General features: G+C 61.6%; 29 protein-coding genes. 11 read left to right on the plus strand and 18 right to left on the minus strand.

The annotated features are described in order from the left end of the window. Positions 1–26 precede the first annotated feature (26 nt). The 4 genes from coaD to QCBJ_RS25410 all read right to left on the minus strand — a co-directional run bounded on the left by coaD (position 27) and on the right by QCBJ_RS25410 (position 4,289). Positions 27–506, minus strand: coding sequence for a pantetheine-phosphate adenylyltransferase (gene coaD, locus QCBJ_RS25395; protein WP_003176711.1), 480 nt, complete (start codon positions 504–506; stop codon positions 27–29). Between the two features lie 103 nt (positions 507–609). Beyond that, positions 610–2,205, minus strand: a complete 1,596-nt coding sequence (locus QCBJ_RS25400; protein WP_015886367.1) for a GMC family oxidoreductase — start codon at positions 2,203–2,205, stop codon at positions 610–612. A gap of 82 nt (positions 2,206–2,287) precedes the next feature. Then, positions 2,288–2,833 (minus strand): twin-arginine translocation pathway signal protein, encoded by a 546-nt coding sequence (locus tag QCBJ_RS25405; RefSeq protein ID WP_102061854.1) that lies wholly within the window; start codon positions 2,831–2,833, stop codon positions 2,288–2,290. A gap of 28 nt (positions 2,834–2,861) precedes the next feature. Continuing rightward, positions 2,862–4,289, minus strand: coding sequence for a coniferyl aldehyde dehydrogenase (locus QCBJ_RS25410; RefSeq protein WP_102061855.1), 1,428 nt, complete (start codon positions 4,287–4,289; stop codon positions 2,862–2,864). Positions 4,290–4,435: 146 nt separating this feature from the next. Here QCBJ_RS25410 and QCBJ_RS25415 point away from each other — a divergent pair, with 146 nt between their 5' ends. Then, positions 4,436–5,107, plus strand: coding sequence for a TetR/AcrR family transcriptional regulator (locus QCBJ_RS25415; protein ID WP_015886364.1), 672 nt, complete (start codon positions 4,436–4,438; stop codon positions 5,105–5,107). A gap of 33 nt (positions 5,108–5,140) precedes the next feature. Beyond that, positions 5,141–5,995 (plus strand): sulfurtransferase, encoded by an 855-nt coding sequence (locus QCBJ_RS25420; protein ID WP_102061856.1) that lies wholly within the window; start codon positions 5,141–5,143, stop codon positions 5,993–5,995. Here the strand turns inward: QCBJ_RS25420 and QCBJ_RS25425 are convergent. From QCBJ_RS25425 to QCBJ_RS25440, 4 genes are all read right to left on the minus strand, one after another. Then, entirely contained in the window at positions 5,982–6,974 is a 993-nt protein-coding gene (locus tag QCBJ_RS25425) for a hydrolase (RefSeq protein WP_102061857.1), read from the minus strand. The two genes, QCBJ_RS25420 and QCBJ_RS25425, sit on opposite strands and share 14 nt — an antisense overlap. 179 nt (positions 6,975–7,153) lie before the next feature. Beyond that, complete coding sequence (rsmD, locus tag QCBJ_RS25430) at positions 7,154–7,771, minus strand: 16S rRNA (guanine(966)-N(2))-methyltransferase RsmD (protein ID WP_015886361.1); 618 nt, start codon at positions 7,769–7,771, stop codon at positions 7,154–7,156. Continuing rightward, positions 7,771–9,261, minus strand: coding sequence for a pitrilysin family protein (locus QCBJ_RS25435; RefSeq protein WP_015886360.1), 1,491 nt, complete (start codon positions 9,259–9,261; stop codon positions 7,771–7,773). Before QCBJ_RS25435 ends, rsmD begins: the two co-directional genes overlap by 1 nt. Continuing rightward, positions 9,254–10,609: a pitrilysin family protein gene (locus QCBJ_RS25440; protein ID WP_015886359.1), complete on the minus strand. Its 1,356-nt coding sequence runs from the start codon at positions 10,607–10,609 to the stop codon at positions 9,254–9,256. Before QCBJ_RS25440 ends, QCBJ_RS25435 begins: the two co-directional genes overlap by 8 nt. 337 nt (positions 10,610–10,946) lie before the next feature. Here QCBJ_RS25440 and ftsY point away from each other — a divergent pair, with 337 nt between their 5' ends. The 4 genes from ftsY to rpoH all read left to right on the plus strand — a co-directional run bounded on the left by ftsY (position 10,947) and on the right by rpoH (position 15,024). Further along, positions 10,947–12,350, plus strand: coding sequence for a signal recognition particle-docking protein FtsY (ftsY, locus tag QCBJ_RS25445; RefSeq protein ID WP_102061858.1), 1,404 nt, complete (start codon positions 10,947–10,949; stop codon positions 12,348–12,350). Further along, a complete protein-coding gene (gene ftsE, locus QCBJ_RS25450) occupies positions 12,347–13,018 on the plus strand; it encodes a cell division ATP-binding protein FtsE (protein ID WP_003234627.1) in 672 nt (223 codons plus the stop codon). The genes ftsY and ftsE overlap by 4 nt, the downstream gene beginning before the upstream one ends. Then, on the plus strand, positions 13,015–14,040 hold the full coding sequence (gene ftsX / locus QCBJ_RS25455; RefSeq protein WP_046034939.1) for a permease-like cell division protein FtsX: 1,026 nt from the start codon (positions 13,015–13,017) through the stop codon (positions 14,038–14,040). Before ftsE ends, ftsX begins: the two co-directional genes overlap by 4 nt. Before the next feature lie 129 nt (positions 14,041–14,169). Further along, complete coding sequence (gene rpoH, locus QCBJ_RS25460) at positions 14,170–15,024, plus strand: RNA polymerase sigma factor RpoH (protein WP_003176698.1); 855 nt, start codon at positions 14,170–14,172, stop codon at positions 15,022–15,024. A gap of 128 nt (positions 15,025–15,152) precedes the next feature. Here the strand turns inward: rpoH and mtgA are convergent, their stop codons facing one another. After that, positions 15,153–15,875 (minus strand): monofunctional biosynthetic peptidoglycan transglycosylase, encoded by a 723-nt coding sequence (mtgA, locus tag QCBJ_RS25465; RefSeq protein WP_015886356.1) that lies wholly within the window; start codon positions 15,873–15,875, stop codon positions 15,153–15,155. A gap of 74 nt (positions 15,876–15,949) precedes the next feature. On the opposite strand from mtgA, the gene QCBJ_RS25470 reads away from it, so the two are divergent. From QCBJ_RS25470 to trmB, 4 genes are all read left to right on the plus strand, one after another. Continuing rightward, positions 15,950–16,327, plus strand: coding sequence for a DUF423 domain-containing protein (locus QCBJ_RS25470; RefSeq protein ID WP_015886355.1), 378 nt, complete (start codon positions 15,950–15,952; stop codon positions 16,325–16,327). Positions 16,328–16,398: 71 nt separating this feature from the next. Then, a complete protein-coding gene (gene thiS / locus QCBJ_RS25475) occupies positions 16,399–16,599 on the plus strand; it encodes a sulfur carrier protein ThiS (protein ID WP_015886354.1) in 201 nt (66 codons plus the stop codon). A 52-nt stretch (positions 16,600–16,651) separates the two neighbouring features. Beyond that, complete coding sequence (locus QCBJ_RS25480; RefSeq protein ID WP_102061859.1) at positions 16,652–17,446, plus strand: thiazole synthase; 795 nt, start codon at positions 16,652–16,654, stop codon at positions 17,444–17,446. A 9-nt stretch (positions 17,447–17,455) separates the two neighbouring features. Beyond that, positions 17,456–18,181 (plus strand): tRNA (guanosine(46)-N7)-methyltransferase TrmB, encoded by a 726-nt coding sequence (gene trmB / locus QCBJ_RS25485; protein ID WP_015886352.1) that lies wholly within the window; start codon positions 17,456–17,458, stop codon positions 18,179–18,181. 142 nt (positions 18,182–18,323) lie between these two features. On the opposite strand, the gene QCBJ_RS25490 is transcribed toward trmB, so the two are convergent. From QCBJ_RS25490 to QCBJ_RS25530, 9 genes are all read right to left on the minus strand, one after another. After that, on the minus strand, positions 18,324–18,647 hold the full coding sequence (locus tag QCBJ_RS25490) for a DUF3392 domain-containing protein (RefSeq protein ID WP_015886351.1): 324 nt from the start codon (positions 18,645–18,647) through the stop codon (positions 18,324–18,326). Positions 18,648–18,664: 17 nt separating this feature from the next. Continuing rightward, positions 18,665–19,867 carry a radical SAM family heme chaperone HemW gene (gene hemW, locus QCBJ_RS25495; RefSeq protein ID WP_102061860.1) on the minus strand — a complete coding sequence of 401 codons (1,203 nt, stop codon included), beginning with the start codon at positions 19,865–19,867 and terminating at the stop codon, positions 18,665–18,667. Continuing rightward, positions 19,864–20,460, minus strand: a complete 597-nt coding sequence (rdgB, locus tag QCBJ_RS25500; protein WP_043206037.1) for an RdgB/HAM1 family non-canonical purine NTP pyrophosphatase — start codon at positions 20,458–20,460, stop codon at positions 19,864–19,866. Before rdgB ends, hemW begins: the two co-directional genes overlap by 4 nt. Then, positions 20,457–20,891 carry a DUF4426 domain-containing protein gene (locus QCBJ_RS25505; RefSeq protein ID WP_015886348.1) on the minus strand — a complete coding sequence of 145 codons (435 nt, stop codon included), beginning with the start codon at positions 20,889–20,891 and terminating at the stop codon, positions 20,457–20,459. The genes rdgB and QCBJ_RS25505 overlap by 4 nt, the downstream gene beginning before the upstream one ends. A 21-nt stretch (positions 20,892–20,912) precedes the next feature. After that, positions 20,913–21,533 (minus strand): methionine biosynthesis protein MetW, encoded by a 621-nt coding sequence (gene metW, locus QCBJ_RS25510; protein ID WP_003234603.1) that lies wholly within the window; start codon positions 21,531–21,533, stop codon positions 20,913–20,915. A gap of 7 nt (positions 21,534–21,540) precedes the next feature. Next, the gene (locus QCBJ_RS25515) at positions 21,541–22,680 is read right to left on the minus strand and encodes a homoserine O-acetyltransferase (RefSeq protein ID WP_015886347.1); all 1,140 of its coding nucleotides are present in this window, start codon (positions 22,678–22,680) and stop codon (positions 21,541–21,543) included. Positions 22,681–22,815: 135 nt separating this feature from the next. Further along, positions 22,816–23,406, minus strand: coding sequence for a YggT family protein (locus tag QCBJ_RS25520; RefSeq protein WP_015886346.1), 591 nt, complete (start codon positions 23,404–23,406; stop codon positions 22,816–22,818). A 9-nt stretch (positions 23,407–23,415) separates the two neighbouring features. Continuing rightward, on the minus strand, positions 23,416–24,234 hold the full coding sequence (gene proC, locus QCBJ_RS25525) for a pyrroline-5-carboxylate reductase (protein ID WP_015886345.1): 819 nt from the start codon (positions 24,232–24,234) through the stop codon (positions 23,416–23,418). 33 nt (positions 24,235–24,267) lie between these two features. Next, entirely contained in the window at positions 24,268–24,954 is a 687-nt protein-coding gene (locus QCBJ_RS25530) for a YggS family pyridoxal phosphate-dependent enzyme (protein ID WP_015886344.1), read from the minus strand. Between the two features lie 57 nt (positions 24,955–25,011). Here QCBJ_RS25530 and QCBJ_RS25535 point away from each other — a divergent pair, with 57 nt between their 5' ends. After that, positions 25,012–26,046 carry a type IV pilus twitching motility protein PilT gene (locus QCBJ_RS25535; protein WP_102061861.1) on the plus strand — a complete coding sequence of 345 codons (1,035 nt, stop codon included), beginning with the start codon at positions 25,012–25,014 and terminating at the stop codon, positions 26,044–26,046. The last annotated feature ends 178 nt before the right edge of the window (positions 26,047–26,224 follow it).

A 26,224-nucleotide genomic window follows, 5' to 3' on the forward strand; every position in this document is an offset into this window, starting at 1 on the left:
GACTACAACTGGACCGCTCATCAGAATTATTTTTTGAAGCGCAGCGTCAGCGCATCGGCCACGGCCGGATGTACGAACTTGGTGATATCTCCGCCCAAAGCGGCGATTTCACGGACTAACGTCGAGGAAATGAACGAGTAACGCTCCGACGGGGTGAGGAACAGGCTTTCCACGTCCGGTGCCAGTTGGCGGTTCATGTTGGCCAGCTGGAATTCGTATTCGAAGTCCGACACCGCGCGCAGGCCGCGCAGGAACACGTTGGCGTTCTGCTCTTTGGCGAAATGCGCCAGCAGCGTGGAAAAACCCACCACTTCCACGTTGGGCAGGTGTTTGGTGACCTCACGCGCCAGCTCCACGCGCTGCTCCAGGGGAAACAGCGGGTTTTTCTTGGGGCTGGCCGCGACCGCGATGATCACATGGTCGAACAAGCGTGAGGCACGTTCGACCAGATCGCCATGGCCTTTGGTAATCGGGTCGAAGGTACCTGGGTACAACACTCGGTTCATCGCGTCGTCCTGGCGGAGTCCGTTGGGGAATCGGATGGTATCGCAGCCATCCCGGTCGGCCAAGTCGACTTATGGAGATACATGCCGTTAATCGACGGTTTTTTCATGCCGTTTTCAGACGTTCGGCCAATGCCGTCGCCAGTTGCGCGGTCAAACCGTACACCGATAATTGTGGATTGGCCCCAATGCTGGTGGGGAATAGCGACCCATCGTGGATCGACAGGTTGCGCAACTGGTGATGGCGCCCGAGGCTGTCGGCCACCGCATTTTTGGGGTCTTCACCCATGGCACATCCGCCCATCACATGGGCGCTGCCCAGGCAGGTGCGGTGCAATTCCAGGTTGAGGCCTTCAATCATCGCGCGCGCTTCTCCCAAGGTTTTCACGTAGCGCGCATCGTGATGCAGCGGCTTGACCGACGTGGCGCCTGCGGCGAACTGGATCTCGGCCATGCTGTGGAAGGCACGGCGCAAGCCATCCCATGCGTAGTCCGACACCTGATAGTCAAGCACCGGCGTGCCATCGCCGCGCAGCTCCACGCTGCCGCCCGGGCTGTCAGGGTGGAAGCCGTCGCGCAGCAGCGCCAGCATCGCGTGGGTGTTGGGCAATTGGCTCATGTCCAGGGCGTTCTGGGTGCCGTAGCCACCGAGCAGGGTGCTGGCCAACGCTGGATGTAAAGGCGGTGCTTCCAGCTTGTAGGACATTTTGCCGGTGGTGCCGTCCTGCCACTGGAAATGGTCGGAATAGATCGACTGCGGCGCGCCGTAGAACGGGTTGATCACCTCATCGAACAGCCCGGCGGAGAAATTCACCAAGTGTAGGAAGGTGCGTTTGCCCAGCCGTGAGTGCGGGTCGGGCGCGTCCGAGCGCATCAGCAGTGCAGGGCTGTTGATGCCGCCGCCCGAGAGCACGTAATGCTTGGCTTTCACCGTGATCCTGCGTCCGGTCGGCGCCACGCACAGGGCGTCCATGGCCACGCATTCCAGGCTGCTGATGGTGTCGCCGCTGTAGATGAGGCGTTCGGCACGGGCCAGGTAGAGCAGTTCTCCACCCTTCTCCAGGGTCGACGGAATCGTGGTCACCAGCATCGACTGCTTGGCGTTGACCGGGCAGCCCATACCGCAATACCCCAGGTTGAAGCAGCCGCGCACGTTGCGTGGGATCACATGCCAGCTGTAACCGAGCTTTTCGCAGCCTTTGCGGATCACATCGTTGTTGGGGTTGGGCGGCAGAGCCCAGGGCGCGATGCCCAGGCGTTGTTCCATTTTTTCAAACCAGGGCGCCATTTCGGCACTGCTGTGGCCTTTCACGGCGTATTCGCTGGCCCAGTGGGCGAGGGTGGCGTCCGGGGTACGAAAGCTCGATGTCCAGTTGATCAGCGTGGTGCCGCCCACGGCCCGGCCCTGCAGGATGGTGATCGCGCCGTCCTTGCTCATGCGGCCGATGCCTTCCTGGTAGAGGCTGGTGTAGGCCTCGTCTTCGAGCAGCTTGAAATCGCTGCTGGTCTTGAGCGGGCCTTCTTCGATCAGCAGCACTTTGTAGCCCGCTGCGCTGAGGGTTTCAGCGGTGGTGCCGCCCCCCGCACCGCTGCCGATGATCACCACGTCGGCTTCCAGGGTCAGGTCGTTGTCGAGGGCGGCGCCATTGTGGGTTTTCCAGCCACGGGCCATGCCGTCGCGGAACAGATCAGGTACGGGCATAGGAATGCACTCTTATTTTTGTACGAAGTTGAGTTCGGGAAAACACTGCACATCCCCTCCCACAGGGGGGCGGTTATCAAGGCTAGATCTTCGGCGGGCCAGGGTAGCCGCAGTGGGCCCAGGACGCCGGCTGGAAGTACCAGGCCATGATCACCAGCTTGAGCAGCGAGCCCTGGCCCATGCGCAGCAGGTTCAGGTAGCTGTTCTCCCAGCGGTGCAGGAAGTTGCGGATCTGCTCGCCGCTGGCGTTTTCCCAACTGCCCCAGATCCCGGTCAACGGCCCGCGGGTGATGCCCATGCTCAATACGTCGAACAATTGCTGGGTGAGCTTGAACATTTCCGGCGACAGGCGCTGCAGGCTGAAGTCGAGCTTTTTAAGCGTGTCTTCCACCCCGCTGGCGACTCCCTGAGCGCTGGCTACGCCCTCGAGCAGTACCGGGACGATCGCGCGCAAGAACGGCAAGTCACTGCTGCGCAACAGGGCAAAGCCGCTGGCCGGGGTGCTGCTGGAGCAACCGCTGAGGCTGGCGCCCAACCCGGCGGTGGCCAGGAACGCGCTGGCGCACAGGCCGATTTTCAAGACGCCGCGCCGCGACAGCGCAGGTGAATCAGTCAGGCTAGGGTTCATTGTTATTGTTGTCCCGTGGGTGGCGGTTTCAGCGAACGAACAGCTTCTGGATTAACTTCTGAATGGATTTTCCGTAGGGCGGGTAGATCAACTTCGCCGCGTTCAGGCGCTGTTTCACCAGCACGCCCTTGGCCTTGCTGAAGGTGAGAAAACCTTCATGACCGTGGTAGTGGCCCATGCCCGACGGGCCGATTCCGCCAAACGGCATATCGTCCTGGGCCACGTGCAGCAGGGTGTCATTCAGGCACACGCCGCCGGAATGGGTTTCGTGGAGTACGCGGTTCTGCTCGGTCTTGTTGTAGCCGAAGTAGTACAGGGCCAGTGGGCGAGGGCGCTGGTTGATGTAGGCAAAGGCCTGGTCAAGGCCGCGATACGGCACGATCGGCAGCACCGGGCCGAAGATTTCGTCCTGCATCACCGTCATGTCGTCACTGACATTCAACAACAGGCTGTGGGCCATGCGCCGTGCCTGGCCCTGGTCGTACAGCGGGATCAAGGTGGCGCCTTTGTCGGTGGCGTCCTTGACGTAAGCATTCAGCCGGGCCAGTTGCCGCTCATTGATGATGGCCGTGTAGTCTGGGTTGTCGACCAGGGTCGGATAAAATCCGCGAACGGCCTGGGTGTAGGCCGCGACGAACGCGTCGACCCGGTCTTCCGGTACCAGCACGTAGTCTGGCGCGACACAGGTCTGGCCGGCGTTCAACGCTTTACCGAAGGCAATACGTTCGGCGGCGTCCTTGAGTGGTACGTCGGCCGACACGATGGCGGGCGACTTGCCACCCAATTCCAGAGTGACCGGCGTGAGGTGTTCGGCCGCTGCACGCATCACATGCTTGCCGATGCTGGTGGCGCCGGTGAACAGCAGGTGATCGAAGGGCAGTTTGGAGAAGGCCATGCCGACTTCCGCTTCACCCAGCACCACGCACACCAGGTCCTCGGGGAAGATTCTTGCCAGCAGCGCCTTGAGCAGTTCGCCGGTGGCGGGAGTGGATTCGCTGAGCTTGAGCATCACCCGGTTACCCGCCGCCAACGCGCCAACCAAGGGGCCGATGGCCAGGTACAGCGGGTAGTTCCAGGGCACGATCACCCCGACCACGCCCAGCGGTTGGTAGATGACTTTGGCTGACGCGGGTTGGAAGGCAATGCCTACAGCGCGGCGGGAAGGTTTCATCCAGCCCTTGAGGTGTTTGCTGGCGTAGTGAATGCCATGCAGGCTGGGCATCAGTTCAGCGAACAGGGTTTCGTCGGCGCTGCGGTGGCTGAAGTCCTGGCTGATCGCGTTGATCAGCGCCTGGCGCTCGTTGCTGAGCAGATCGCGCAGTGCCTTGAGCCATTGCTGGCGCTGGGCCGCTGGCGGCATCGGGTTGGCTGCGTAGGCACGGCGCTGGGTGTCGAACAGGTGCTGGAGTTGATCCAGCGCCTGGGTATCTTGCAGGTAGGCAACGTTGGCGGACATGGCGGCGCTCCCGATTGTTATAGGTCTGCCTGGATTTTTAGAGTCATTACTCTAAATTGTCAAATATCATTACGCCTACATGCGGATTTATCCCTACGAGAATAGGCCGTAAGATGCCCCATCACGTGTACAGAAGCTGATCCCCTATGGCACCACGAGTAAAGACCAGCGAGCGCATTGTGCAAACCAGCCTGGAGCTTTTTAACCAGCAGGGTGAGCGCAGTGTGAGCACCAACCATATTGCCGCCCATATGGAAATTTCGCCGGGCAACCTGTACTACCACTTCCCCAACAAGCAGGCGATCATCGCCTTGCTGTTTCGCGAATACGAAGCCCTGGTGGACAGTTTCCTGCGCCCGCCCCAAGGCCGCGCTGTCACTGTCGAAGACAAACGTTTCTACCTGCAAGCCGTATTGGCCGGCATGTGGCGCTACCGCTTCCTGCACCGCGACCTCGAACACCTGCTGGAAAGCGACCCGGAACTGGCCACTGGTTATCGGCGCTTTTCCCAACGCTGCCTGGTCCAGGGCGGCGCCATTTACCAGGGGTTCGTCGACGCCGGTATTCTCAATATGGACCCGGTGCAAACCGAAGCCCTGACCCTCAATGCCTGGATCATCCTCACCTCCTGGGTGCGTTTTTTGTGCACCACCAACGAAAACTCCGCCCACTTGAGCGCCGAGGCGATCAAGCGTGGGGTGTATCAGGTGCTGGTGCTGGAGGCTGGGTTTGTGACGCCCCAGGCCAAAGAGGCAGTGGATGCATTGTTCAAAGAATTTTATGTGCCGTTGAATCAGGCATTGGAAGAAGTGAAGTAGGACCTTTCCCGAATCTGTTCATAGGAGTCCGTCATGCCGCTTGCCCAACTGATCAGCCCTCAGCAATTGGCCGAACGCCAGAAGGCCGGCGGTGTGGTGATCCTCGATTGCCGCTTTGCCTTGGAAGACCCGGATTACGGGCGCTGCAGCTATGCCGAAGGGCATATCGAAGGCGCGCAGTATGCCGATCTGGAGCGCCACCTCAGCGGACCGGTGACCAAGGGCGTGACCGGCCGTCATCCATTGCCGGCAGCGAATGCCTTCGCCGAGCAATTGCGGGCCTGGGGCGTCAATGTCGACACCGACGTGGTGCTCTACGACGACGGCCCTGGCGCCTATGCCGCACGGGCCTGGTGGTTGCTGGCCTGGCTGGGCAAGCGTGATGGCGTGTTTATTCTGGATGGCGGCCTCAAGGCCTGGCATGCGGCGGGGTTCCCGTTGAGCCTGGACGCACCGGTGGTTGAGCCGGGCACTTTCGTCGGTACGCCGGATAATCGAATGGTGCTGGACGCCGAACACCTGCTAGAACGCCTGGGCCAACCCGGCCTGACCCTGATCGATGCCCGCGCCCAACCGCGCTTTCGCGGTGAAGTGGAGCCCATCGACCCGATTGCCGGGCACATCCCTGGCGCGCAGTGCGCGGCGTTCAACGAAAACCTCGGCAGCGACGGCCGCTTCCTGCCGGCTGAGCAGCTCAAGCAGCGCTTCGCCACCCAATTGCAGGGGCGCTCGCCAGATGAGCTGGTGGCGTATTGCGGTTCGGGGGTGACGGCGTGCCACAACCTGTTCGCCTTGAGCCTGGCGGGATATCCGTTGGGCAAATTGTATGCGGGGTCGTGGAGTGAGTGGATTAACGATCCGGCGCGGGCAATCGCTACCGGCGACTGAGCAGCCAGTCAGGAATGCGGCGCTCCAGGTAATAACCGGGGCGCTTCAGGGTTCCATCGACAAAGCCGACATGCCCCCCTTTGGCCAGCAGTTCAAACTCCGTGCACGCCGACAGTTCATGTGCCTCGGGCAGGCTGTGGGCGAACACAAACGGGTCATCCGCTGCCTGGATGATCAGGGTGGGTGTGCGGATATCGCCCAGGTAATAGCGGCTCGATGCGCGGCGGTAATAGTCCTCTGCACTCAAGAAGCCGTGCAGTGGCGCGGTAACCCGGCCATCGAAATCCCAGAACGTGCGCATCTTCTCCAATGAGCCCAGGGCTTCCAGGGTTTTCAGCCCATCCGCCCGCCCATCCTGTAGAAAGCGGCTTTGTTTGACGCGGATATACGCCAGCATTTCACGCATGAAATGCTTCTGGTAAACCCGCGAAAAGCCCAAGCCGATACGGTCCGCACACTGGTCCAGGCGAAACGGCACCGACACCGCCGCCGCGCCTTGCAGCCCTGACGCCTCGCCGGTTTCGCCCAAATGCTTGAGCAGCACATTGCCACCCAGTGAATAACCCACGGCGTACAACGGTGCCAACGGCCGCTTGGCCCGCAGATGGGCAATCGTCGCTGCCAGGTCTTCGCTCGCGCCCGAGTGATAGCTGCGCGCCAACAGATTCGGTTCGCCTGAGCACCCGCGCCAGTTCAGCGCCGCGCTGGACCAGCCTTGCGCGGCAAGGACTTTTTGCAGGCCGGCCACGTAGGGCGAGTTGGAGGAGCCCGTCAGCCCGTGCAACACCAGCACCAACGGCGCTTGCGCGTCGTGGGGGCCATGCCAGTCAAGGTCGAGGAAGTCGCCGTCTTCCAGCCACAGACGTTCGCGTTGGCGTTCGATGTGGGTGGTGGGTCGCCACAGCGGGCCCCACAGCGTTTGCAGGTGGGGGTTGCCGAGGCCGTAGGCGGGGGTGAACAGGTGGGCGGAAGGGGTCATGACACTCTCGGTGGGCAACGAACTCACTGTGACGAGGGAGCTTGCTCCCGTTGGGCTGCGTAGCAGCCCCATCAAGAACGCCGCATTTATTCAGTCAGAACACGATTGCAGATTTTGGGGCCGCTACACAGCCCAGCGGGAGCAAGCTCCCTCGCCACCATTGAGTTCAGCCTGAAAGATCACGCAGCGCTCTCGACCAAGCGGTGCCACAACGCGTAATACACCCGCCCGGACTTCTGCTCCCGGTGCAGGCGCCATGCGCCCGGTAAGCCCAGGGTAGAAGGCGCGGTCTCGCTTTCAGTGTAGATCCACGCGTCCGGTGCCAGCCATTGACGTTCTTCCAACAGTGCGCACACGGTCGGCAGCAGGTTCTGGTTGAACGGCGGGTCGAGGAACACCACGTCGTACTCGCTGGCGGCCTGGGTTTCGAGGTAGCGCAGCGCGTCGGCGGTTTGCACCTGACCGTTGGTGCAGCGCAGGGTGCCCAGGTGTTCCTTGAGGCTGGAGACTGCGACATTGCTCGCATCCAGCGCCTGAGCCAGTGCGGCACCGCGGGACAACGCCTCCAGGAACAGCGCGCCGCTGCCGGCGAACGGGTCCAGCACCTTGGCGCCGGCGATGTACGGCGCAAGCCAGTTGAACAGGGTTTCACGCACGCGGTCCGGCGTCGGGCGCAGGCCTACGACGTCAGGGAAGCTCAGCTTGCGGCTGCCCCATTCACCGCCAATGATGCGCAGTTGGCCCACACCGTTATGCACGTTGTGGACAGGTTTTTTCGGGCGAGATGAACTGGCCATTAATGCTCCGGAACCCCGAGCGGCTGCTCGGCGGGTTTATCAGTGGGGGGCGGTAGTGGCTTTTGCGCAATGGTCGGGCCGGCGGTCACGATGACCATCTTGTCGGCACTCAAGTGTTTGTTCATTGCAGCCTTGACCTGATCTACGGTCAGGGCCTGGGATTGTTTCATGAAATCTTCCAGATAGCTCAGCGGCAGGTTATAGAAACCCATGGCGCCCAACTGCCCGACGATATCGGCGTTGCTCGCGGTCGACAGCGGGAAGCTGCCGGCCAGCTCGCGCTTGGCGTCATCCAGCTCCTTTTGCGTCGGGCCGGTCTTGAGGTAGTCGGCCACCACGTCCTCGACCAGGCGCAAGGTGCCGCCGCTCATTTCTGCGCGGGTTTGCAGATTGATCATGAACGGTCCGCGCACCTGCATCGGCGAGAAGCCGGAGTACACGCCGTAGGTCAGGCCACGTTTCTCGCGCACTTCGCTCATCAAACGGGTGCCGAAACCACCACCGCCGAGGATCTGGTTACCCAGTGACAAGGCGGCGTAGTCCGGGTCGGCGCGGTCGATGCCCAGTTGCGCGAACAGCAGGTGCGTTTGCTTGGACGGGAACTCGATACGGCTCAAACCCGGTTTGGGTTCGGTCGGTTGGGCGATTTTTGCCAGGGCCGGGCCCTTGGGCAGCGATGCGGAAACCTTGGCCGTCATGGCTTCGGCTTCGGCGCGGGTCAGGTCGCCGACCACTGCAATCACTGCGTTGCCCGCTGCGTATGCCTTGGCGTGGAAGGCTTGCAACTGTGCCAGGGTAATCTTCGGGACGCTCTCTGGCGTGCCTTCGGTGGGGTGCGCATAAGGGTGATCGCCGTACAGGCGCTTGAACAGTTCAAGGCTGGCCAGCTTGGCAGGGTTTTGCTTCTGGTATTCAAAGCCGGCCAGGATCTGGTTTTTGATCCGCGCAAGGGAGTCGGCCGGGAAGGTCGGTTTCCCGATCACGTCGTCAAACAGCGCGAGCGCCGCGTCGCGTTTGTCGCTGTCGCTGAGGCTGCGCAGGGACACCAGCGCCATGTCGCGGTACGCGCCATTGCCAAAGTCCGCGCCCAGGCCTTCGAAGTCGCGGGCGATCTGGCTCACATCCTTGCCCGGCACGCCTTCGTTGAGCATGGCGTTGGTCATCAGCGCCAGGCCCGGTACGTTGCCGTCCTGGCTGCTGCCGGCGGCGAACAGGATGCGCACGTCGAACATCGGCAGTTCATGGGCTTCGACGAACAACACCTTGGCGCCTTCGGCGGTGGTCCAGGTTTGCACATCGAGCTTGCGGTTGGTCGGCGCTTTGCCGTCCAGTTCCGCCAGGGATTGCAGCTGGTTGCTCGATTGGGCTTTTTCCAAGGCCTGGCTGGCGACGGATTCGTTCGGGCGCAGGAAGTACACGGCACCGGCGGCGATCAGGGTAACGACGATCAGGCCAGGCAGGATCAGGCGGCTGCTTTTGCGATCACTCATGAGCGGTCTCCTGAGGCAGGACATGGGCGACGCTGAGACGTTCGCGGGTGAAATAGGTGCGTGCGGCTTTCTGGATATCTTCCGGCGTCACGCTTTGCAGGTCGGCAAGTTCGGTGTCCATCAATTTCCACGACAGGCCGACGGTCTCCAGGGAGCCAATGGCCGTGGCCTGGCTGGTGATGGAGTCACGCTGGTAGACCAGGCCGGCAATGACCTGGGCGCGGATGCGTTCCAGTTCTTCGGCGGTCGGCGGCTTGGCCTTCAGCTCGTCCAGCAGGCGCCACAGGCCGGCTTCCGCTTGGGCGACGGTTTTCTTTTTCTGCTGGTTGGGTGTGGCGCTCAACATGAACAGGGTGTCACCGCGGGTATAGGCGTCGTAGTTGGTGGACGCAGCAGAGACCAGCTCTTCACCGCGTTCCAACTGCTCGGAGATACGTGCGCTGTAGCCGCCGTCCAGCAAGGCGGAGATCAGGCGCAGAGCCTGTACCGAGCGTTTGTCGTCGGCGGTGGCCAGGCCGGGTACGTTGAAGCCCAGCATCACACTCGGCAGTTGGGTCTGCACATGCAGGGTCAACTGGCGCTCGCCGGGTTCGGCCAGTTCCATCGGGATCTTGGCCGGTGGTACGTCGCGCTTGGGAATCGGGCCGAAGTAGCGCTGGGCGAGGTTCTTCACCTCGTCCGGGGTGACGTCGCCGACCACGACCAGGGTGGCGTTGTTCGGTACGTACCAGGATTGGTACCAGTGGCGCAGCTCTTCGACTTTCATGCGGTCCAGGTCAGCCATCCAGCCGATGGTCGGCGTGTGGTAGCCGCTGGCGGGGAATGCCATGGCCTTGAAACGCTCGTAGGCCTTGGACATCGGGTTGTCGTCGGTGCGCAGGCGACGCTCTTCTTTGATGACCTCGATCTCGCGGCTGAACTCGTCGGCCGGCAGGCGCAGGCTGGCCATGCGGTCGGCTTCCAGCTCGAAGGCAACGCCCAGGCGGTCGCGGGCCAGCACCTGGTAGTAAGCGGTGTAGTCATCGCTGGTGAAGGCGTTCTCTTCGGCGCCCAGGTCGCGCAGGATCAGCGAGGCTTCGCCGGGGCCGACCTTGGCGCTGCCCTTGAACATCATGTGTTCCAGGGCGTGGGACAAACCGGTCTGGCCCGGGGTTTCATAGCTCGAACCGACCTTGTACCAGACCTGGGAAACCACCACCGGGGCGCGATGATCTTCGCGCACGACGACCTTGAGGCCGTTGTCCAGGGTGAATTCGTGGGTGGGTTGTGGGTCGGCAGCCAAGGCTGAAAGAGGCAGACAAACTGTGCTGAACAGCAGGCCTGCGGCGCGGCGGGCTAGAGCATTCATTCGTTTTTAAACCTGTTGGGCTGCCCGCTTGGTCTTAGCGTCGGCGGGCGAGGAGGTGCTAGGATACTGATCCGATTTAGGGACGGCCACTGCGGTAGTCATCTTGTCCCGAATCCGGTCGTAGGAATGTTGGGATAGATGGAGGGTTTCCCCGATGATCTTCCACTTTTCGCCGATTTTGTCGCTTCAGTCCTATATTGAGTCGATTTGTTGAGGCCTTTATTTACGCCTTACAAAATGTTGCGCATGAACAAGCGGGCGTTAAAGCAGTCTGTTCTGCATCGAATTTATTTACCGAGGCGCCCTGGCGCATCGCTACCTTGAGATAGCCGTCTCCATGTTTGGTTCCAACGACGACAAGAAGACCCCAGCCCCGGCTGGCGAGAAAAAAGGCCTGTTCGGATGGCTGCGCAAAAAGCCGCAGGAAACCGTTGACGAACAACCGCAGGTTCAAGCCGAACCGATCCCCGAGCCTATAGTAGAAGCCGAACCGGTCGCCGAAACCCCTGCGCCGGTGGTATTGCCGATGGCTGAGCCGGTATTGCAGCCGGTCGCCGAGGCGGAGCCGGAACCTGAGCCGGAACCCGAGCACAAGCCATGGCTGGAACTGCCGGTGGCTGAAGAGCCCGTGGCACTGGTTGAAGATGTGCAGGCCGAGCATGTGGTTCCACCGATTCCGGTGATCGTTGAGCCGCAGCCGGTTATCGTTGAAGCACCAGCACCAGCACCAGCACCAGCACCCGTGGCGGTCGAGCCATTGGTTGCCGCTCCTGCGGTCATCGAGCAACCCGTTTCCCCTGTTGAAACCAGCAAAGCCGGCTTTTTCTCCCGCCTCAAGCAAGGCCTCAGCAAGACCAGCGCCAGTATCGGCGAAGGCATGGCCAGCCTGTTCCTGGGTAAAAAGGTCATCGATGACGAATTGCTGGAAGACATCGAAACCCGCCTGCTCACCGCCGACGTGGGTGTCGAAGCCACCGCCGTGATCATCCAGAGCCTCACCCAGAAGGTCGCGCGCAAGCAACTGACCGACGCCGACGCGCTGTACAAATCCCTGCAGGCCGAGCTGGCCGCCATGCTCAAGCCGGTGGAAGCGCCGCTGGTGATCACCCCGAAAAAGCCGTTTGTGATCCTGGTGGTGGGCGTTAACGGCGCCGGCAAGACCACCACCATCGGCAAGCTGGCCAAAAAGCTGCAGTCCGAAGGCAAGAAGGTGATGCTGGCGGCGGGCGATACGTTCCGAGCCGCAGCGGTTGAACAGCTGCAGGTCTGGGGCGAGCGCAACAAGATCCCGGTCATCGCCCAGCACACCGGCGCCGATTCCGCCTCGGTGATCTTCGATGCGGTGCAGGCCGCCAAAGCACGGAACATCGATGTGCTGATCGCCGATACCGCCGGTCGCCTGCACACCAAAGACAATTTGATGGAAGAGCTGAAAAAAGTCCGTCGCGTGATCGGCAAGCTCGACGCAGACGCGCCGCACGAGGTTCTGTTGGTGCTGGATGCCGGTACCGGCCAGAACGCCATCAGCCAGGCCAAACAATTCAACCAGACGGTCCAACTGACCGGCCTGGCATTGACTAAGCTCGACGGCACGGCCAAGGGCGGCGTGATCTTCGCCCTGGCCAAACAGTTCGGGTTGCCGATTCGTTATATCGGTGTCGGTGAAGGCATTGATGACCTGCGCACCTTTGAAGCCGAACCCTTTGTACAGGCACTCTTTGCCGAGCGGGAGCGTTCATGATTCGATTCGAACAGGTCGGTAAACGCTATGCCAACGGGCATGTCGGCTTGCATGAGCTGAGCTTTCGAGTGCGTCGCGGCGAATTTCTGTTTGTCACCGGCCACTCCGGCGCCGGTAAAAGTACGTTGCTGCGCCTGCTGCTGGCCATGGAGCGCCCGACCACCGGCAAACTGCTGCTGGCCGGCCAGGACCTGGCAACCATCAGTAATGCGCAAATCCCGTTCCTGCGCCGCCAGATCGGCGTGGTGTTCCAGAATCACCAGTTGCTGTTCGATCGCACCGTGTTCAACAACGTGGCGCTGCCGTTGCAGATCCTCGGGCTGTCCAAGGCCGAGATCGTCAAGCGCGTGGATTCGGCCCTGGAGCGCGTGGCGCTGTCGGACAAGACCGATCTCTACCCTGGCGATCTCTCCACCGGTCAGCAACAGCGCGTCGGCATCGCCCGCGCCATCGTCCACCGCCCGGCCTTGCTGCTGGCGGACGAACCCACCGGTAACCTCGACCCGCGCCTGGCGGCCGAGATCATGGGGGTGTTCGAAGACATCAACCGCTTGGGCACCAGCGTGCTGATCGCCAGCCACGACCTGGCGCTGATCGCACGCATGCGCCATCGCATGCTGACCCTGCAACGCGGCCGCCTGATCGGTGATGGGGAGGCCGGCGTATGAGTGCAACACGCAGCCCTAAAGTCTCCGAGCGCGTGGCGCCGAAACCGGCCGACCCGCAACCGCAGAAGAAAAAACACGATCACGATGACGACGGTCCGGACTTCAGCACCTTGCTGCGCGCCTGGATCGAAAGCCATCGCGCCAGCCTGCTCGACAGCCTGCGCCGCCTGGGCAAACAGCCGATCGGCAGCTTTTTCACCTGCCTGGTGATGGCGGTGGCCCTGAGCCTGCCGATGGGCCTGTCGCTGCTGCTTAATAATGTGGAGCGCCTGGGCGGCTCCTGGCAGCGCGCGGCGCAGATCTCGCTGTACTTGAACATCGACGCCAGCGCTAAAGACGGCGAGTCCTTGCGCGATGACATCAAGAACCTGCCCGGCGTGGCGGATGCCGAGTACATCAGCCGCGATCAGGCGCTGGAGGAGTTCCAGCAACAATCCGGCCTGGGCGAGGCGCTCAAGGAGTTGCCGCAGAACCCGCTGCCGGGCGTGGTGCTGGTGACGCCGAATGAAGTCGACAAGCCGGCGCTGGAGGCCCTGCGACAAAAGCTCGCAGAGATGCCGAAGGTGCAGCAGGCACAACTTGATCTAGTCTGGGTAGAGCGCCTGGCGGCGATCCTCAAGCTCGGCGACCGGTTTGTGTTCGGCCTGACGGTGCTGTTGGTGTCTGCATTACTTTTGGTGATAGGCAATACCATTCGTCTTCATATTGAAAACCGTCGCACAGAGATAGAAGTGATTAAACTGGTCGGCGGCACGGACAGCTATGTGCGTCGTCCATTTCTGTACATGGGCGCGCTTTATGGCTTCGGTGCGGGGATTTTGTCCTGGGGGGTGCTGGCATTTGGCCTGGACTGGCTGAACGACGCGGTGGTCGGGCTGGCCGGACTCTACGGCAGCGATTTCGCGCTGGCCGGTGTGCCGGTAGCCGATGGTCTTAGTCTCTTGCTTGGCGCGGTATTGTTGGGGTATATCGGTGCTTGGATTGCGGTCGCTCGGCATTTACGTGAGCTGGCACCGAAGTAGTTAATGTCAGATTAATGTGGTTTCGTTTGTATTGACCGTATCAGTGGTTTAGGGAACTTGTCCTACGGTTCCCGGTCAATTTTCGCAGTGCTGAACTGCACGAGTTATGTGAGTCGGAGGTTTTTTCGTATGACCACTTCTTTGCAACCTGCTTATGCCTTGGTCCCGGGTGCGAACCTGGAAGCCTATGTGCACACGGTCAACAGCATTCCATTGCTGACGCCCGAGCAGGAGCGTGAACTGGCCGAGAGTCTCTACTATGAGCAGGATTTGGGGGCGGCTCGGCAGATGGTGCTCGCCCACCTGCGTTTTGTCGTACATATCGCCCGTAGCTATAGCGGCTACGGCTTGGCCCAGGCTGACCTGATCCAGGAAGGCAACGTTGGCCTGATGAAGGCGGTAAAGCGCTTCAACCCTGAGATGGGTGTGCGCTTGGTGTCGTTTGCCGTGCACTGGATCAAGGCGGAAATCCACGAGTTCATCCTGCGCAACTGGCGCATTGTGAAAGTCGCGACCACCAAGGCCCAGCGCAAGCTGTTCTTCAACCTGCGCAGCCAGAAAAAACGCTTGGCGTGGCTGAACAACGAGGAAGTCCACCGCGTGGCTGAAAGCCTGGGCGTGGAACCGCGTGAAGTGCGCGAGATGGAAAGCCGCCTGACCGGCCATGACATGGCCTTCGACCCGGCCGCCGAAGCGGACGACGACAGCGCCTTCCAATCGCCGGCCAACTACCTGGAAGACCACCGGTACGACCCGGCGCGTCAATTGGAGGATGCGGACTGGAGTGACAACTCCAACCACAACCTGCACGAAGCGCTGGAAGTGCTGGACGACCGCAGCCGTGACATCCTCTACCAGCGCTGGCTGGCGGAAGAAAAAGCCACGCTGCACGACCTGGCACAGAAGTACAACGTGTCGGCCGAGCGGATTCGTCAGCTTGAGAAAAGCGCGATGAATAAGCTGAAGTTGTCGATCGCCGCCTAAAACGCGACGCGGTCAATAAAAATGTGGGAGGGGGCTTGCCCCCGATTGCAGTGGGTCAGCTACAAATAAGCTGACTGATCCACCGCTATCGGGGGCAAGCCCCCTCCCACATTTGTTTTTGTGTTGGTTCAGTCGGACCAAGGGGCTTTGCGGGCGTTATTCAACTCAACCAGATATCCATCACCACCCAGCTGGCTCATCTGCTGCCGAATCCAAGCAGCGCGCCTTGCCACATACGCCGTCGGATGACTGGCACTCCACACCCGAGGGTTCGGCAACACCGCGGCCAAATAGCTGGCCTGCTGCCGCGATAACCCTTTGGCACTCACCCCAAAGTGATGCCGCGCCGCCGCCTCCGCGCCGAAGACGCCTTCATCCCACTCCACGCTGTTGAGGTACACCTCAAGAATCCGCTGCTTGGGCCACAACACCTCGATCAGCCCGGTAAACCAAGCCTCCAGGCCTTTGCGCAAATAACTGCGGCCGGCCCACAGGAACAGGTTTTTCGACACCTGCTGGCTCAACGTGCTGGCGCCGCGTATCGAACCACCGCGCTCGTTGTGCTGGATAGCCGCCTGGATCGCGCCGAAATCAAAGCCCCAGTGCTGCGGGAAACGCTGGTCTTCACCGGCCATCACCGCCACTTTGAGGTCATCGGAGATCTCGTCCCACGGCACCCAGCTGCGCTGCAGGTCAATGGGTTCGCCGTCGAACCAGGATTCGACCTTGCGCTCCACCATCAGCGCGGTGAAGGGCGGCGGGACGACGCGAAACAGCAGTACCAACAGCACACTGGCGATGGCAAACCATTTAACGACATTGAGAAAGCGTTTGAAGAGGAGACGCAGCATAGAGATGGCTTGGCCGAACCCGTTGAGCGGGCCATTATACAGACCCTGCCCGATGAGTCTGACTGGAGTTCCTGATGCTGCGTAGCTTTCTGATGCTGGCTGCCTTTTTTGGCTTCACCGGTGTGGCCCTTGGCGCGTTCGCCGCCCATGGCCTGAAAAACCGCTTGAGCGCCGAGTACCTGGCGATCTTCCATACCGGGGTGACCTACCAACTGGTACATACCTTGGCGCTGTTCGGCGTAGCGCTGCTGGCCGCGCATATTCCTGGTCGGTTGGTCAGCTGGGCGGGCATCTCCTTTACTGTCGGCATCCTGTTGTTCTCCGGCAGCTTGTATGTGCTGACGATGACGGGCATCAGCAAGCTGGGCATCATCACGCCATTTGGCGGGTTGGCGTTCTTGCTGGGCTGGTTTTTCCTGGGGCTGGCTGCCTGGCGCTTGCAGGCGATCTGACCGAGGGACTTGGGTCATCAACCTTGATCGGGCTAGAATGCGGGCCCCTAAAAACGATGGCGGCCCGTGGCATGCGCATTCAGTTGAACGGCGAATCCTTTGAACTGCCCGACGGTGAAACCGTTGCGGCCCTGCTGACCCGCCTGGACCTCACCGGGCGTCGCGTCGCAGTGGAACTCAACCTGGATATCGTCCCGCGTAGCCTGCACGCCGAGACCGCGCTCACCGAAGGTGACCAGGTCGAAGTGGTCCACGCCATCGGCGGCGGCTGATCGCGCAGCTTCCTGAATTCTGCAGAACCTCACCCCATTTCGAGGATTTCCCATGAGCATCGTTCGTAGCGACAAGCCCTTCGTCCTGGCCGGTCGTACCTACCAGTCCCGTCTGCTGGTCGGCACCGGCAAGTACCGCGACATGGAAGAAACCCGCCTGGCCATCGAAGCCTCGGGCGCCGAGATCGTCACCTTCGCCGTCCGCCGCACCAACCTCGGCCAGATCGAAGGCGAGCCGAACCTGCTCGAAGTGCTGTCGCCGGATCGCTACACCTTCCTGCCGAACACCGCCGGTTGCTACGACGCCATCGAAGCCGTGCGCACCTGCCGCCTGGCCCGTGAACTGCTCGACGGCCACAACCTGGTGAAGCTGGAAGTGCTGGCCGACCAGAAAACCCTGTTTCCCAACGTGATCGAAACCCTCAAGGCCGCTGAAACCCTGGTCAAGGAAGGCTTCGACGTGATGGTCTACACCAGCGATGACCCGATCATCGCGCGGCAAATGGCGGAAATCGGCTGTATCGCCGTGATGCCGCTGGCCGGCCTGATCGGTTCCGGCCTGGGTATCTGCAATCCGTACAACCTGCAGATCATCCTCGAAGAAGCCAAGATCCCGGTGCTGGTGGATGCGGGCGTGGGCACGGCCTCCGACGCGACCATCGCCATGGAGCTGGGCTGCGACGCAGTGCTGATGAACTCGGCCATCGCCCATGCCCAGCAACCGATCATGATGGCCGAAGCCATGAACCACGCCATCGTCGCGGGCCGCCTGGCCTACCTCGCCGGTCGCATGCCGAAAAAACTCTACGCCAGCGCCTCTTCGCCGCTGGATGGTCTGATCAAGTAAGAGCCATTGATGACTGAATCAAACGAAACGCCGAACACCCCGGAAGCAGGCGACGAGTCCAAGCACCGCCGCATCAAGAGTTTTGTGATGCGCGCCGGTCGCATGACCGAAGGCCAGCAAAAGGGCCTGGAGCAAGGTACGCCCCTGTTCGTGTTGCCCTTGGCCGACGCGCCGGTGGACTACGACCAGGTGTTCGGCCGTTCGGCCCCGCGTTCCCTGGAAATCGGCTTCGGCATGGGCCACTCCCTGCTGGAAATGGCGGCCGCCGCGCCCGACCAGGACTTCATCGGCGTGGAGGTCCACCGCCCCGGTGTCGGCGCGCTGCTCAATGGTGTGTTGACCCAAGGGTTGACCAACCTGCGGGTCTACGACTGCGACGCGATTGAAGTGCTCAACCGCTGCATCGCCGACAATAGCCTCGACCGCCTGATGCTGTTCTTCCCCGACCCATGGCACAAAGCCCGCCACCACAAGCGCCGCATCGTCCAGGCCTCCTTCGCGGAGCTGGTACGCAGCAAGCTCAAGGTTGGCGGCATCCTGCACATGGCCACCGACTGGGAACCCTACGCGGAATACATGCTGGAAGTGATGAACGTCGCCCCCGGCTATCGCAACCTGGCGGAAGACGGCAAATGCGTGCCACGCCCGGCTGAACGCCCGATCACCAAGTTCGAACGCCGTGGCGAGCGATTGGGGCATGGGGTGTGGGATCTGAAGTTCGAGAAGTTGGCGTAACTCACCATTAGCTTGAAATGCAATCAAATGTGGGAGGGGGCTTGCCCCCGATAGCGGAGTGTCAGTCACCACAAACAGTGACTGGTCCACCGCCATCGGGGGCAAGCCCCCTCCCACATTTGTATCGACGTTTTGCTCATGATCAGCGGCGGTCGGCGACTACACCGATCAGTACCAGTACCACGATCAACACCGGCGCCAGGCTGTAGTTATTGAACTGGCTCAACCCCCGTACAATCCACGGCGTGGCGTAGATCAACGCCGCGCCGCTGCCGATCATGCACACCAACGCCATTAACGGGACGCGCAATGCGCCTGCGATGCTGCCCAAGCGCGCTTCCACCCAGCCTTTGATATCGGCGCCAAACAGCACCAGCAGGCAGCCGACGAGGGCCAGGGAGATTTCCGACAGGTTGCTACGGCTCCAACGGGATACGGTGGCGAGCAGGTCGAGTACCAAATCCATTCGATTTCCTTAGAGCGTCAGCTCAAAAACTTCTGCAACAGGTCATTGAGAAAGAGTTGCCCGCGGTCGGTCGCCGCCAGGCGTGACGGTTCGACCTGCATTAAGCCACTTTGTTCTGCCTCGCGGCGGCCTTCATCCAGGCTCGACAACGCCAGCCCGGTGCGCTCAGCGTAGAGCTTCGCTTCGACGCCTTCGGTCAGGCGCAAGGCGTTCATCAAAAATTCGAACGGCAGTTCTTCGTTAGTCAGTTCTTTCGCGCCGGCCTGGAAGCTTTTGGCCGGGTTGAGGTAGTCCTTCGGTGCTCGGGTCTTCCAGGTACGTACAATGCGCCCGTCGGGGTGGCTGAGTTTGCCGTGGGCACCGGCGCCGATGCCAATGAAGTCACCGAAGCTCCAGTAGTTGAGGTTATGCCGGGCCGGGCGGCCCGGTTGGGCATAAGCCGACACTTCATATTGCGCATAACCGTGTTCGGCGAGCAGTGCCTGGCCGGCTTCCTGGATATCCCACAAGGTGTCGTCCTCCGGCAGCGCGGGCGGCTGGTTCCAGAACACGGTGTTGGGTTCCAGGGTCAGCTGGTACCAGGACAAGTGCGTTGGCTTCAGCGCGATGGCCTGGCGCAGGTCGCTCAAAGCGTCGTCCAGGGACTGATCGGGCAAACCGTGCATCAAGTCCAGGTTGAAGTTATCGAACCCGGCCTGGCGCGCCATACCGGCAGCGCGTACGGCTTCATCGCCGTTGTGAATACGGCCCAGAGCCTCAAGCTTTTGCTGCTGGAAGCTCTGGATACCGATGGACAGGCGATTGATCCCCAGCTGGCGGTACGCCACGAACTTTTCCTGCTCGAACGTCCCGGGGTTGGCTTCCAGAGTGATCTCGATATCACTGGCGAACGGGATGCGCGCTTCCACACCCTTGAGCAAACGGCCCAACGCTGCGGCGCTGAACAGGCTCGGCGTACCGCCACCAAAAAAGATCGAGCTCAGTTCGCGACCGTAAACCGCGTGCAGGTCCTGATCGAGGTCGGCCAACAGGGCGTCCACGTACTCTTCTTCCGGCAGCACTTTACTGGCGGTGTGGGAGTTGAAGTCGCAATAGGGGCATTTGCGCACGCACCACGGGATATGGATATACAGCGCCAGAGGCGGCAGCACAGGCAAGGCCGCCCGAAGTGTTTGCGCGCCACCGTGGATCAGTGGCTGCGCAGAGGTGTTCTGGGTCATTTCAGGCTCAGGCGTTGGCGCAGCAAATCCATTGCGCGAGCACGGTGGCTGATCTGGTTCTTGTCGGCCGGGCTCAGTTCGGCGCTGGAAACGTTACGTTCCGGCACCCAGAACAGCGGGTCATAGCCAAAACCGTGCTCACCACTGGCCGCGTGCAGGATGCGCCCGTGCCACAGGCCTTCGCACAAGATCGGCAGCGGGTCATCGGCATGCCGCACCAAGGCCAGCACGCAGACGAACTGTGCGCCGCGCTCGGCGTCGGGCACGCCCTTGAGCGCATCCAGCAGCTTGGCGTTGTTGGCGGCGTCGCCCTTGCCATCGGCGTAGCGTGCCGAGTAGATGCCCGGCGCACCGCCGAGGAAGTCCACCGCCAGGCCCGAGTCGTCCGCCAGCGCTGGCAGGCCGGAGATACGCGCAGCATTGCGCGCCTTGAGGATGGCGTTCTCGACGAACGACAGGCCGGTCTCTTCCGGCTCCACCTGGCTGAACTCGCCGATCGAGCGCAACTGCACGGAGTCGCCGAGCATGGCTTGCAGTTCTTTAAGCTTGCCGGCGTTATGGCTGGCCAGTACGAGTTGGGTAAGGTTCATCATTCCGCCGGAAACAGTTCCTGGTTGAATTGGAAGCTATGGGCTTTGCCGCCGGTTTCAACGTTGATGGTAAAGGTCTTGTATTCGCGCTGGGTCACGGCGTAGGGCGCGAGATAATTGATGCCACCTTTTTCGTTGATTTGCTTGAAGGTGAGGATCTCGCTTTTGCCACCCAAATCCTTGATGGTGCCCGTCACTTGCGCGGCCACCGGGGTCACGCCCTTGATCACGGTCACGTTGATCAAACCCTTCTCCTTGCTGCGCACTACGCCGACTTTCTGGGCGGTTTCCGGTTGCAGGAAGCTGGAGGTGAACGTGTTGTAGTGAACGGTGATATCGCCGAAATCTTTCTTGCGATTAGCGTCGATAGCGTCCGCGGCCATGGCGCTGGCACCCAGGCATGCGGTCAATAGAAAAACAGCCAAACGACTCATGATCGTCCCTCTTGAAAATGATTAGACGGCAATCTTGTGGTCCGTGAGGCCAGGACTGCTGACCCGATAAATACCGATTTCGCCCAACAGATTGGGCCATAGCTTACTCGCCCAGCCGTGGCGATGCTGTTGATCGACGGCAAGGCGGTTGATCACCTTGGCTTCACGCTCGCCACACAGGGCTTCGAAATCTTCGAAGGTGCAAAAGTGGATGTTCGGCGTGTTGTACCAGGTGTACGGCAGGAAGTCCGACACCGGCATGCGGCCCTTGGTGGCCAGGTACCAGCGGCAGCGCCAATGCCCGAAGTTGGGGAAGGTGATGATGCACTGGCGACCTACGCGCAGCATCTCGTCGAGGATGCGGTCCGGGTAGTGCACCGCCTGCAGGGCCTGGGTCATCACCACGATATCGAAGCTGTTGCTGGCAAAGTTGCCCAGGCCCTTGTCCAGGTCCTGCTCGATCACGTTGATGCCCTTGGCCACGCACTGGGCGATGTTGTCCGGGTCGTTTTCCAGGCCGTAGCCGGTGACTTGCTTGTGGTCGCGCAGCCAGCTCAGCAGTTCGCCATCGCCGCAGCCAAGGTCGAGCACGCGGCTGCCGGCGGGGATCCAGTCTTGGATGATGTCCAGGTCGGCTCTCATGGCGTTCTCACAAAGTTATGCGGTTCATGTAATTGCTGAAGGCCTGCAAGTAGCGTGGGATCGGGATCAGGAAGGCGTCGTGGCCTTGCGGTGCATCGATTTCCAGGTAGCAGACGTCCTTGCGCGCAGCCATCAGAGCATCCACCAGCTCGCGGGAGCGCGCCGGCGAGAAGCGCCAGTCGGTGGTAAATGACATCACGCAGAACTTGGCCGTGGCGCCTTCGAAGGTTTTCGCCAGGTCGTCATCAAAGTTGGCGGCTGGGTCGAAGTAGTCCAACGCCTTGGTCATCAGCAAATAGGTGTTGGCGTCGAAACGCCCCGAGAACTCCTCACCCTGATAACGCAGGTAGCTTTCTACCTGGAACTCGACGCTGTGGAAGTCGTAGTTGAGCTTCTCGCTCTTGAGGCCACGGCCGAATTTCTCGCCCATGGAGTCATCGGACAGGTAAGTGATGTGCCCGACCATCCGCGCCAGCATCAGGCCGCGCTTGGGGATCACACCGGCTTCCTGGAACGAACCACCGTGGAACTCAGGGTCGGTCAGGATCGCCTGGCGCGCCACTTCGTTGAAGGCGATGTTCTGCGCCGACAATTTAGGGGCCGAGGCGATGGCCAGGCAATGGCGCACGCGATCGGGGTAAGTGATGGTCCATTGCAGCGCTTGCATGCCGCCCAGGCTGCCGCCGATCACGGCGGCCCATTGGTCGATGCCCAGCAGGTCGGCCAGGCGCGCCTGGCTGTGCACCCAGTCTTCCACGGTGAGCACCGGGAAGTCTGCGCCGAACGGCTTGCCGTTCTCAGGGTTGAGGCTGCTCGGGCCGGTGGAACCGTTGCAGCCGCCGAGGTTGTTCAGGCTGACCACAAAGAACTTGTTCGTGTCGATGGGCTTGCCGGGGCCGATGCAACTGTCCCACCAGCCGGGTTTGCGCTCGTCGACCGAGTGGAAGCCGGCAGCGTGGTGATGGCCGGACAGGGCGTGGCAGATCAGCACGGCGTTGCTCGCCGTGGCATTCAGTTGGCCGTAGGTTTCATAGATCAGGTCGTAGGCAGGCAGCGAACGGCCGCAGGCCAGGGCCAGCGGTTCGCTGAAGTGCGCCATTTGGGGCACGACCAGTCCAACAGAATCGGGGGGAAAGGCAGTTGGCATCGACCCTGCTCTCGTTTAAATGAGGCGTAAGTCTAAAGAGCGCGAACCCCAGCGGCAAGCAAAGGCCTGCGCGGATTGAATTCAGTGTGCAGTTCGAAAATGTGGGAGCAGGCTTGCTCCCACATTTGATCCGCGTTAGATCAGCAAACGCAGAATGTCCGGCATCATGGTCATCGCCGCCAGGTTATTGATCACCAGCATATCCAGCAACTTGAGCACCATGAATGCCAGGATCGGCGAGATATCCAGGCCGCCCAGGTTCGGCAGCAGCTTGCGGAACGGCGCCAGGGCCGGTTCGCAGATCTGGTTCACCAGCTCGGCGCCAGGGTTGTGGCTACCCGGCGCGACCCAGGACAGGATCACGCTGATGATCAAGGCGAAGAAAAAGATCTTCAGGAACAGCGCGGTCACGCCGATGATCGCCCAGATCAGCAACTGTACGAAATTGCCGGTGGTGCCGTAGGTCAGCAGCAGGGTCAGCGCCATCAAGGCCAACTGCACCAGGATCGCCAGCACCAGCGACGACATGTCCAGGCCGAACAGGCTCGGGATGATCCGACGCAACGGCTTGAGCAGCGGCTGGGTGGCCTTGACGATGAACTGGCAGAGCGGGTTGTAGAAGTTCGCGCGTACCAGTTGCAGCACAAAGCGCATCAGTACGATCAGCAGGTACAGGCTGCCGAGGGTTTGCAGCACGTAGACGGCTGCGGTGTTCAAACCAATCATGTTGGCTCCTTATTTGCCCAGTTGTTCGGCGAGTTCCGCCGAGCGGTGCGCAGCGGCACTCAATGCTTTTTCCACCAGGGCTTCAAAGCCCCCGGCCTGGAACGACTCGATGGCCGCCTGTGTGGTGCCGCCGGGGGAGGTCACGCGACGGCGCAACTCGGCCGCGTCCACATCGCTGGCAACCGCCATATGCGCGGCACCCAAGGCGGTCTGCTCGGCCAGTTGCTCGGCAACGTCCTTGGACAGTCCCAGCTTCACCCCGGCGGCGGTCATGGCTTCGATCAACAGGAAGAAATACGCCGGGCCGCTGCCGGACACGGCGGTGACCGCGTCCAGCTGCTGCTCGTGTTCCAACCACAGGGCGGTGCCCACGGCGGACAGCAGCGCTTGCGCCTGGTTGCGTTGTTCGGCGCTCACTTCGGCGGTGGCGTACAAGCCGCTCACGCCTTGGCTGACCAGCGCTGGGGTGTTGGGCATGCAGCGTACGATCGGCTGGGCGCCCAGCCAGTTATTCATGCTGGCGCAGGTAATGCCGGCGGCGATGGACACCACCAGTTGCTGCGGTTGCAGGCTCGGGCGCAGGCTTTCGCACACGGCCTTCATGGCCTGCGGCTTCACCGCCAGCACGATCACATCGACGCCACGGATGGCCTCGGCGTTGTCGGCAAAGGTTTCAATACCGTGCTCGGCGCTGACGCGGGCACGGGTGTCGGCGCCGGGGTCGCTGGCGCGGATCTGCGCGGCGCCCAGGCCCTTGGCCCGCAGGCCACCGATCAGGCTGGCCGCCATGTTACCGGCGCCGATAAAGGCAATACGCGTGTTGCTCATGACAGGTCCTTACTCAGATGGAAGTCAGCCATTTCATGGCTGGCCGTAGTCGCGGGCGCCAAACAGGGCGGTACCGATCCGCACCCAGGTGGCGCCTTGGGCGATGGCCGACTCAAGGTCGTGGCTCATGCCCATGGAAAGTGTGTCGAGCGGCAGGTTCAGGCTGTTTTGCAGGTCGCGTACAGCGGCAAACGCTGCATCTTGCGCGGCGCGATCTTCAGTCGGCTCAGGAATCGCCATCAGGCCACGCAACTTCAGGCGCGGCAGGGCGCTGATCGCATTGGCCAGGTCCGGCAGGTCGGCGGGCGTACAGCCGGACTTGCTGGCTTCGCCACTGACGTTGACCTGGATGCAGATGTTCAGCGGTGGCAGGTCGGCCGGGCGTTGTTCGGACAGGCGTTGTGCAATTTTGAGGCGGTCCACGGAATGCACCCAAGCGAAGTTCTCGGCGATAGCGCGCGTCTTGTTCGATTGAATGGGGCCGATGAAGTGCCAACTCAAGGGCAGGTCGGTTAATTCGGCCTGTTTGCCCAAGGCTTCCTGCAGATAGTTCTCGCCAAAGTCGCGCATTCCGGCGGCATAGGCTTCGCGCACGGCTGGCGCGGGTTTGGTCTTGCTCACGGCCAGCAGGTGGATGCTGCTTGCGTCACGTTGCACGGCGTCGGCTGCGGCGCGGATGCGCTGGCTAACCTGGCCGATGTTGTCTGCTATCGTCGACATTCAAGATGCGCCCGTGGATATGGAGTCCGCGGCATTCTACTGGAAATGGAAAGCCCTATGGATATCACTGAATTGCTGGCGGCCAGCGTAAGCCGTGGCGCCTCCGACCTGCATCTGTCGGCCGGCCTGGCGCCGATGTTGCGGGTGGATGGCGAGGTGTGGCCGTTGGATTGGCCGGTGCTCTCACCCCGGCAAGTGGCGGACTTATTGAGCCCGTTGCTCAATCAGCACCAGCAAAAGGATTTCGAAACATCTCTTGAAACGGATTTCGCGTTCGACCTGCCTGGCGTGGCGCGCTTCCGGGCCAATGTGTTCACGCAGGACCGTGGCATGGGGGCGGTGTTTCGCACGATTCCCAGCGAGGTGCAGAGCCTTGAAAGCCTTGGTCTTGGCGAAGTGTTCCGGCGTATCGCCCTGCTGCCACGCGGCTTGGTGCTGGTGACTGGCCCGACCGGCTCGGGCAAGTCCACCACCCTGGCGGCGATGATCGATTTTCTCAATCAGCATCGGCGCCAGCACATCCTCACCCTCGAAGACCCCATCGAGTTTATCCACACACCCAAGACCGCCCTGATCAACCAGCGCCAGGTGCACCGTGACACTCACAGTTTTTCCACCGCCCTGCGCTCGGCGCTGCGTGAAGACCCGGACGTAATCCTGGTAGGCGAATTGCGCGACTTGGAAACCATTCGCCTGGCGCTGACAGCGGCTGAGACCGGGCACCTGGTATTTGGCACCCTGCACACCACGTCTGCGGCAAAGACCGTAGACCGGCTGGTGGATGTGTTCCCGGCGGGGGAAAAGGCCATGGTCCGCTCGATGCTGTCGGAGTCGTTGCAGGCGGTGGTGTCCCAGGTCCTGGTGAAGAAGGTCGGCGGCGGGCGCGTAGCGGCCCATGAAATCATGCTGGGCACGCCGGCCATTCGCAATCTGATCCGCGAGGACAAGGTGGCGCAGATGGTTTCAGCGATCCAGACCGGTGGGGCGTTGGGGATGAAGACGTTGGATATGAGCTTGAAGGCGCTGGTCGGGGAGGGGGTGATCAGTCGCGAAGACGCACGGGAGAAGGCGAGGATGCCAGCAGATATATGAGAGCGGGCTTGTTGTGGTGAGCGGGCTTGCCCCGCGCTGGGTGGCGAAGCCGCCCCAAAAACCAGGCGACGAGTTGTATCTGCGGAAATTCGGTGGCCTCATTGGGGCCGCTGCGCGCCCCAGCGCGGGGCAAGCCCGCTCACCACAGAAGCCCGCTCACTACAACAAGCCGCCTATA

It is taken from the genome of Pseudomonas sp. QC2, assembly GCF_002859085.1.
Lineage (GTDB): Bacteria > Pseudomonadota > Gammaproteobacteria > Pseudomonadales > Pseudomonadaceae > Aquipseudomonas > Aquipseudomonas petroselini.

Coding starts and splice junctions, on each gene's coding strand:
- QCBJ_RS25405 (WP_102061854.1), bottom strand. CDS start 2,833: ATGAACCCTAGCCTGACTGATTCACCTGCGCTGTCGCGGCGCGGCGTC.
- QCBJ_RS25420 (WP_102061856.1), top strand. CDS start 5,141: ATGCCGCTTGCCCAACTGATCAGCCCTCAGCAATTGGCCGAACGCCAG.
- rpoH (WP_003176698.1), top strand. CDS start 14,170: ATGACCACTTCTTTGCAACCTGCTTATGCCTTGGTCCCGGGTGCGAAC.
- QCBJ_RS25505 (WP_015886348.1), bottom strand. CDS start 20,891: ATGAGTCGTTTGGCTGTTTTTCTATTGACCGCATGCCTGGGTGCCAGC.
- ftsX (WP_046034939.1), top strand. CDS start 13,015: ATGAGTGCAACACGCAGCCCTAAAGTCTCCGAGCGCGTGGCGCCGAAA.
- mtgA (WP_015886356.1), bottom strand. CDS start 15,875: ATGCTGCGTCTCCTCTTCAAACGCTTTCTCAATGTCGTTAAATGGTTT.
- rdgB (WP_043206037.1), bottom strand. CDS start 20,460: ATGATGAACCTTACCCAACTCGTACTGGCCAGCCATAACGCCGGCAAG.
- QCBJ_RS25530 (WP_015886344.1), bottom strand. CDS start 24,954: ATGTCGACGATAGCAGACAACATCGGCCAGGTTAGCCAGCGCATCCGC.
- QCBJ_RS25415 (WP_015886364.1), top strand. CDS start 4,436: ATGGCACCACGAGTAAAGACCAGCGAGCGCATTGTGCAAACCAGCCTG.
- QCBJ_RS25470 (WP_015886355.1), top strand. CDS start 15,950: ATGCTGCGTAGCTTTCTGATGCTGGCTGCCTTTTTTGGCTTCACCGGT.
- metW (WP_003234603.1), bottom strand. CDS start 21,533: ATGAGAGCCGACCTGGACATCATCCAAGACTGGATCCCCGCCGGCAGC.
- QCBJ_RS25520 (WP_015886346.1), bottom strand. CDS start 23,406: ATGATTGGTTTGAACACCGCAGCCGTCTACGTGCTGCAAACCCTCGGC.
- rsmD (WP_015886361.1), bottom strand. CDS start 7,771: ATGGCCAGTTCATCTCGCCCGAAAAAACCTGTCCACAACGTGCATAAC.
- QCBJ_RS25515 (WP_015886347.1), bottom strand. CDS start 22,680: ATGCCAACTGCCTTTCCCCCCGATTCTGTTGGACTGGTCGTGCCCCAA.
- ftsY (WP_102061858.1), top strand. CDS start 10,947: ATGTTTGGTTCCAACGACGACAAGAAGACCCCAGCCCCGGCTGGCGAG.
- QCBJ_RS25440 (WP_015886359.1), bottom strand. CDS start 10,609: ATGAATGCTCTAGCCCGCCGCGCCGCAGGCCTGCTGTTCAGCACAGTT.
- QCBJ_RS25480 (WP_102061859.1), top strand. CDS start 16,652: ATGAGCATCGTTCGTAGCGACAAGCCCTTCGTCCTGGCCGGTCGTACC.
- trmB (WP_015886352.1), top strand. CDS start 17,456: ATGACTGAATCAAACGAAACGCCGAACACCCCGGAAGCAGGCGACGAG.
- proC (WP_015886345.1), bottom strand. CDS start 24,234: ATGAGCAACACGCGTATTGCCTTTATCGGCGCCGGTAACATGGCGGCC.
- QCBJ_RS25535 (WP_102061861.1), top strand. CDS start 25,012: ATGGATATCACTGAATTGCTGGCGGCCAGCGTAAGCCGTGGCGCCTCC.
- QCBJ_RS25425 (WP_102061857.1), bottom strand. CDS start 6,974: ATGACCCCTTCCGCCCACCTGTTCACCCCCGCCTACGGCCTCGGCAAC.
- ftsE (WP_003234627.1), top strand. CDS start 12,347: ATGATTCGATTCGAACAGGTCGGTAAACGCTATGCCAACGGGCATGTC.
- QCBJ_RS25490 (WP_015886351.1), bottom strand. CDS start 18,647: ATGGATTTGGTACTCGACCTGCTCGCCACCGTATCCCGTTGGAGCCGT.
- coaD (WP_003176711.1), bottom strand. CDS start 506: ATGAACCGAGTGTTGTACCCAGGTACCTTCGACCCGATTACCAAAGGC.
- hemW (WP_102061860.1), bottom strand. CDS start 19,867: ATGACCCAGAACACCTCTGCGCAGCCACTGATCCACGGTGGCGCGCAA.
- QCBJ_RS25435 (WP_015886360.1), bottom strand. CDS start 9,261: ATGAGTGATCGCAAAAGCAGCCGCCTGATCCTGCCTGGCCTGATCGTC.
- QCBJ_RS25410 (WP_102061855.1), bottom strand. CDS start 4,289: ATGTCCGCCAACGTTGCCTACCTGCAAGATACCCAGGCGCTGGATCAA.
- QCBJ_RS25400 (WP_015886367.1), bottom strand. CDS start 2,205: ATGCCCGTACCTGATCTGTTCCGCGACGGCATGGCCCGTGGCTGGAAA.
- thiS (WP_015886354.1), top strand. CDS start 16,399: ATGCGCATTCAGTTGAACGGCGAATCCTTTGAACTGCCCGACGGTGAA.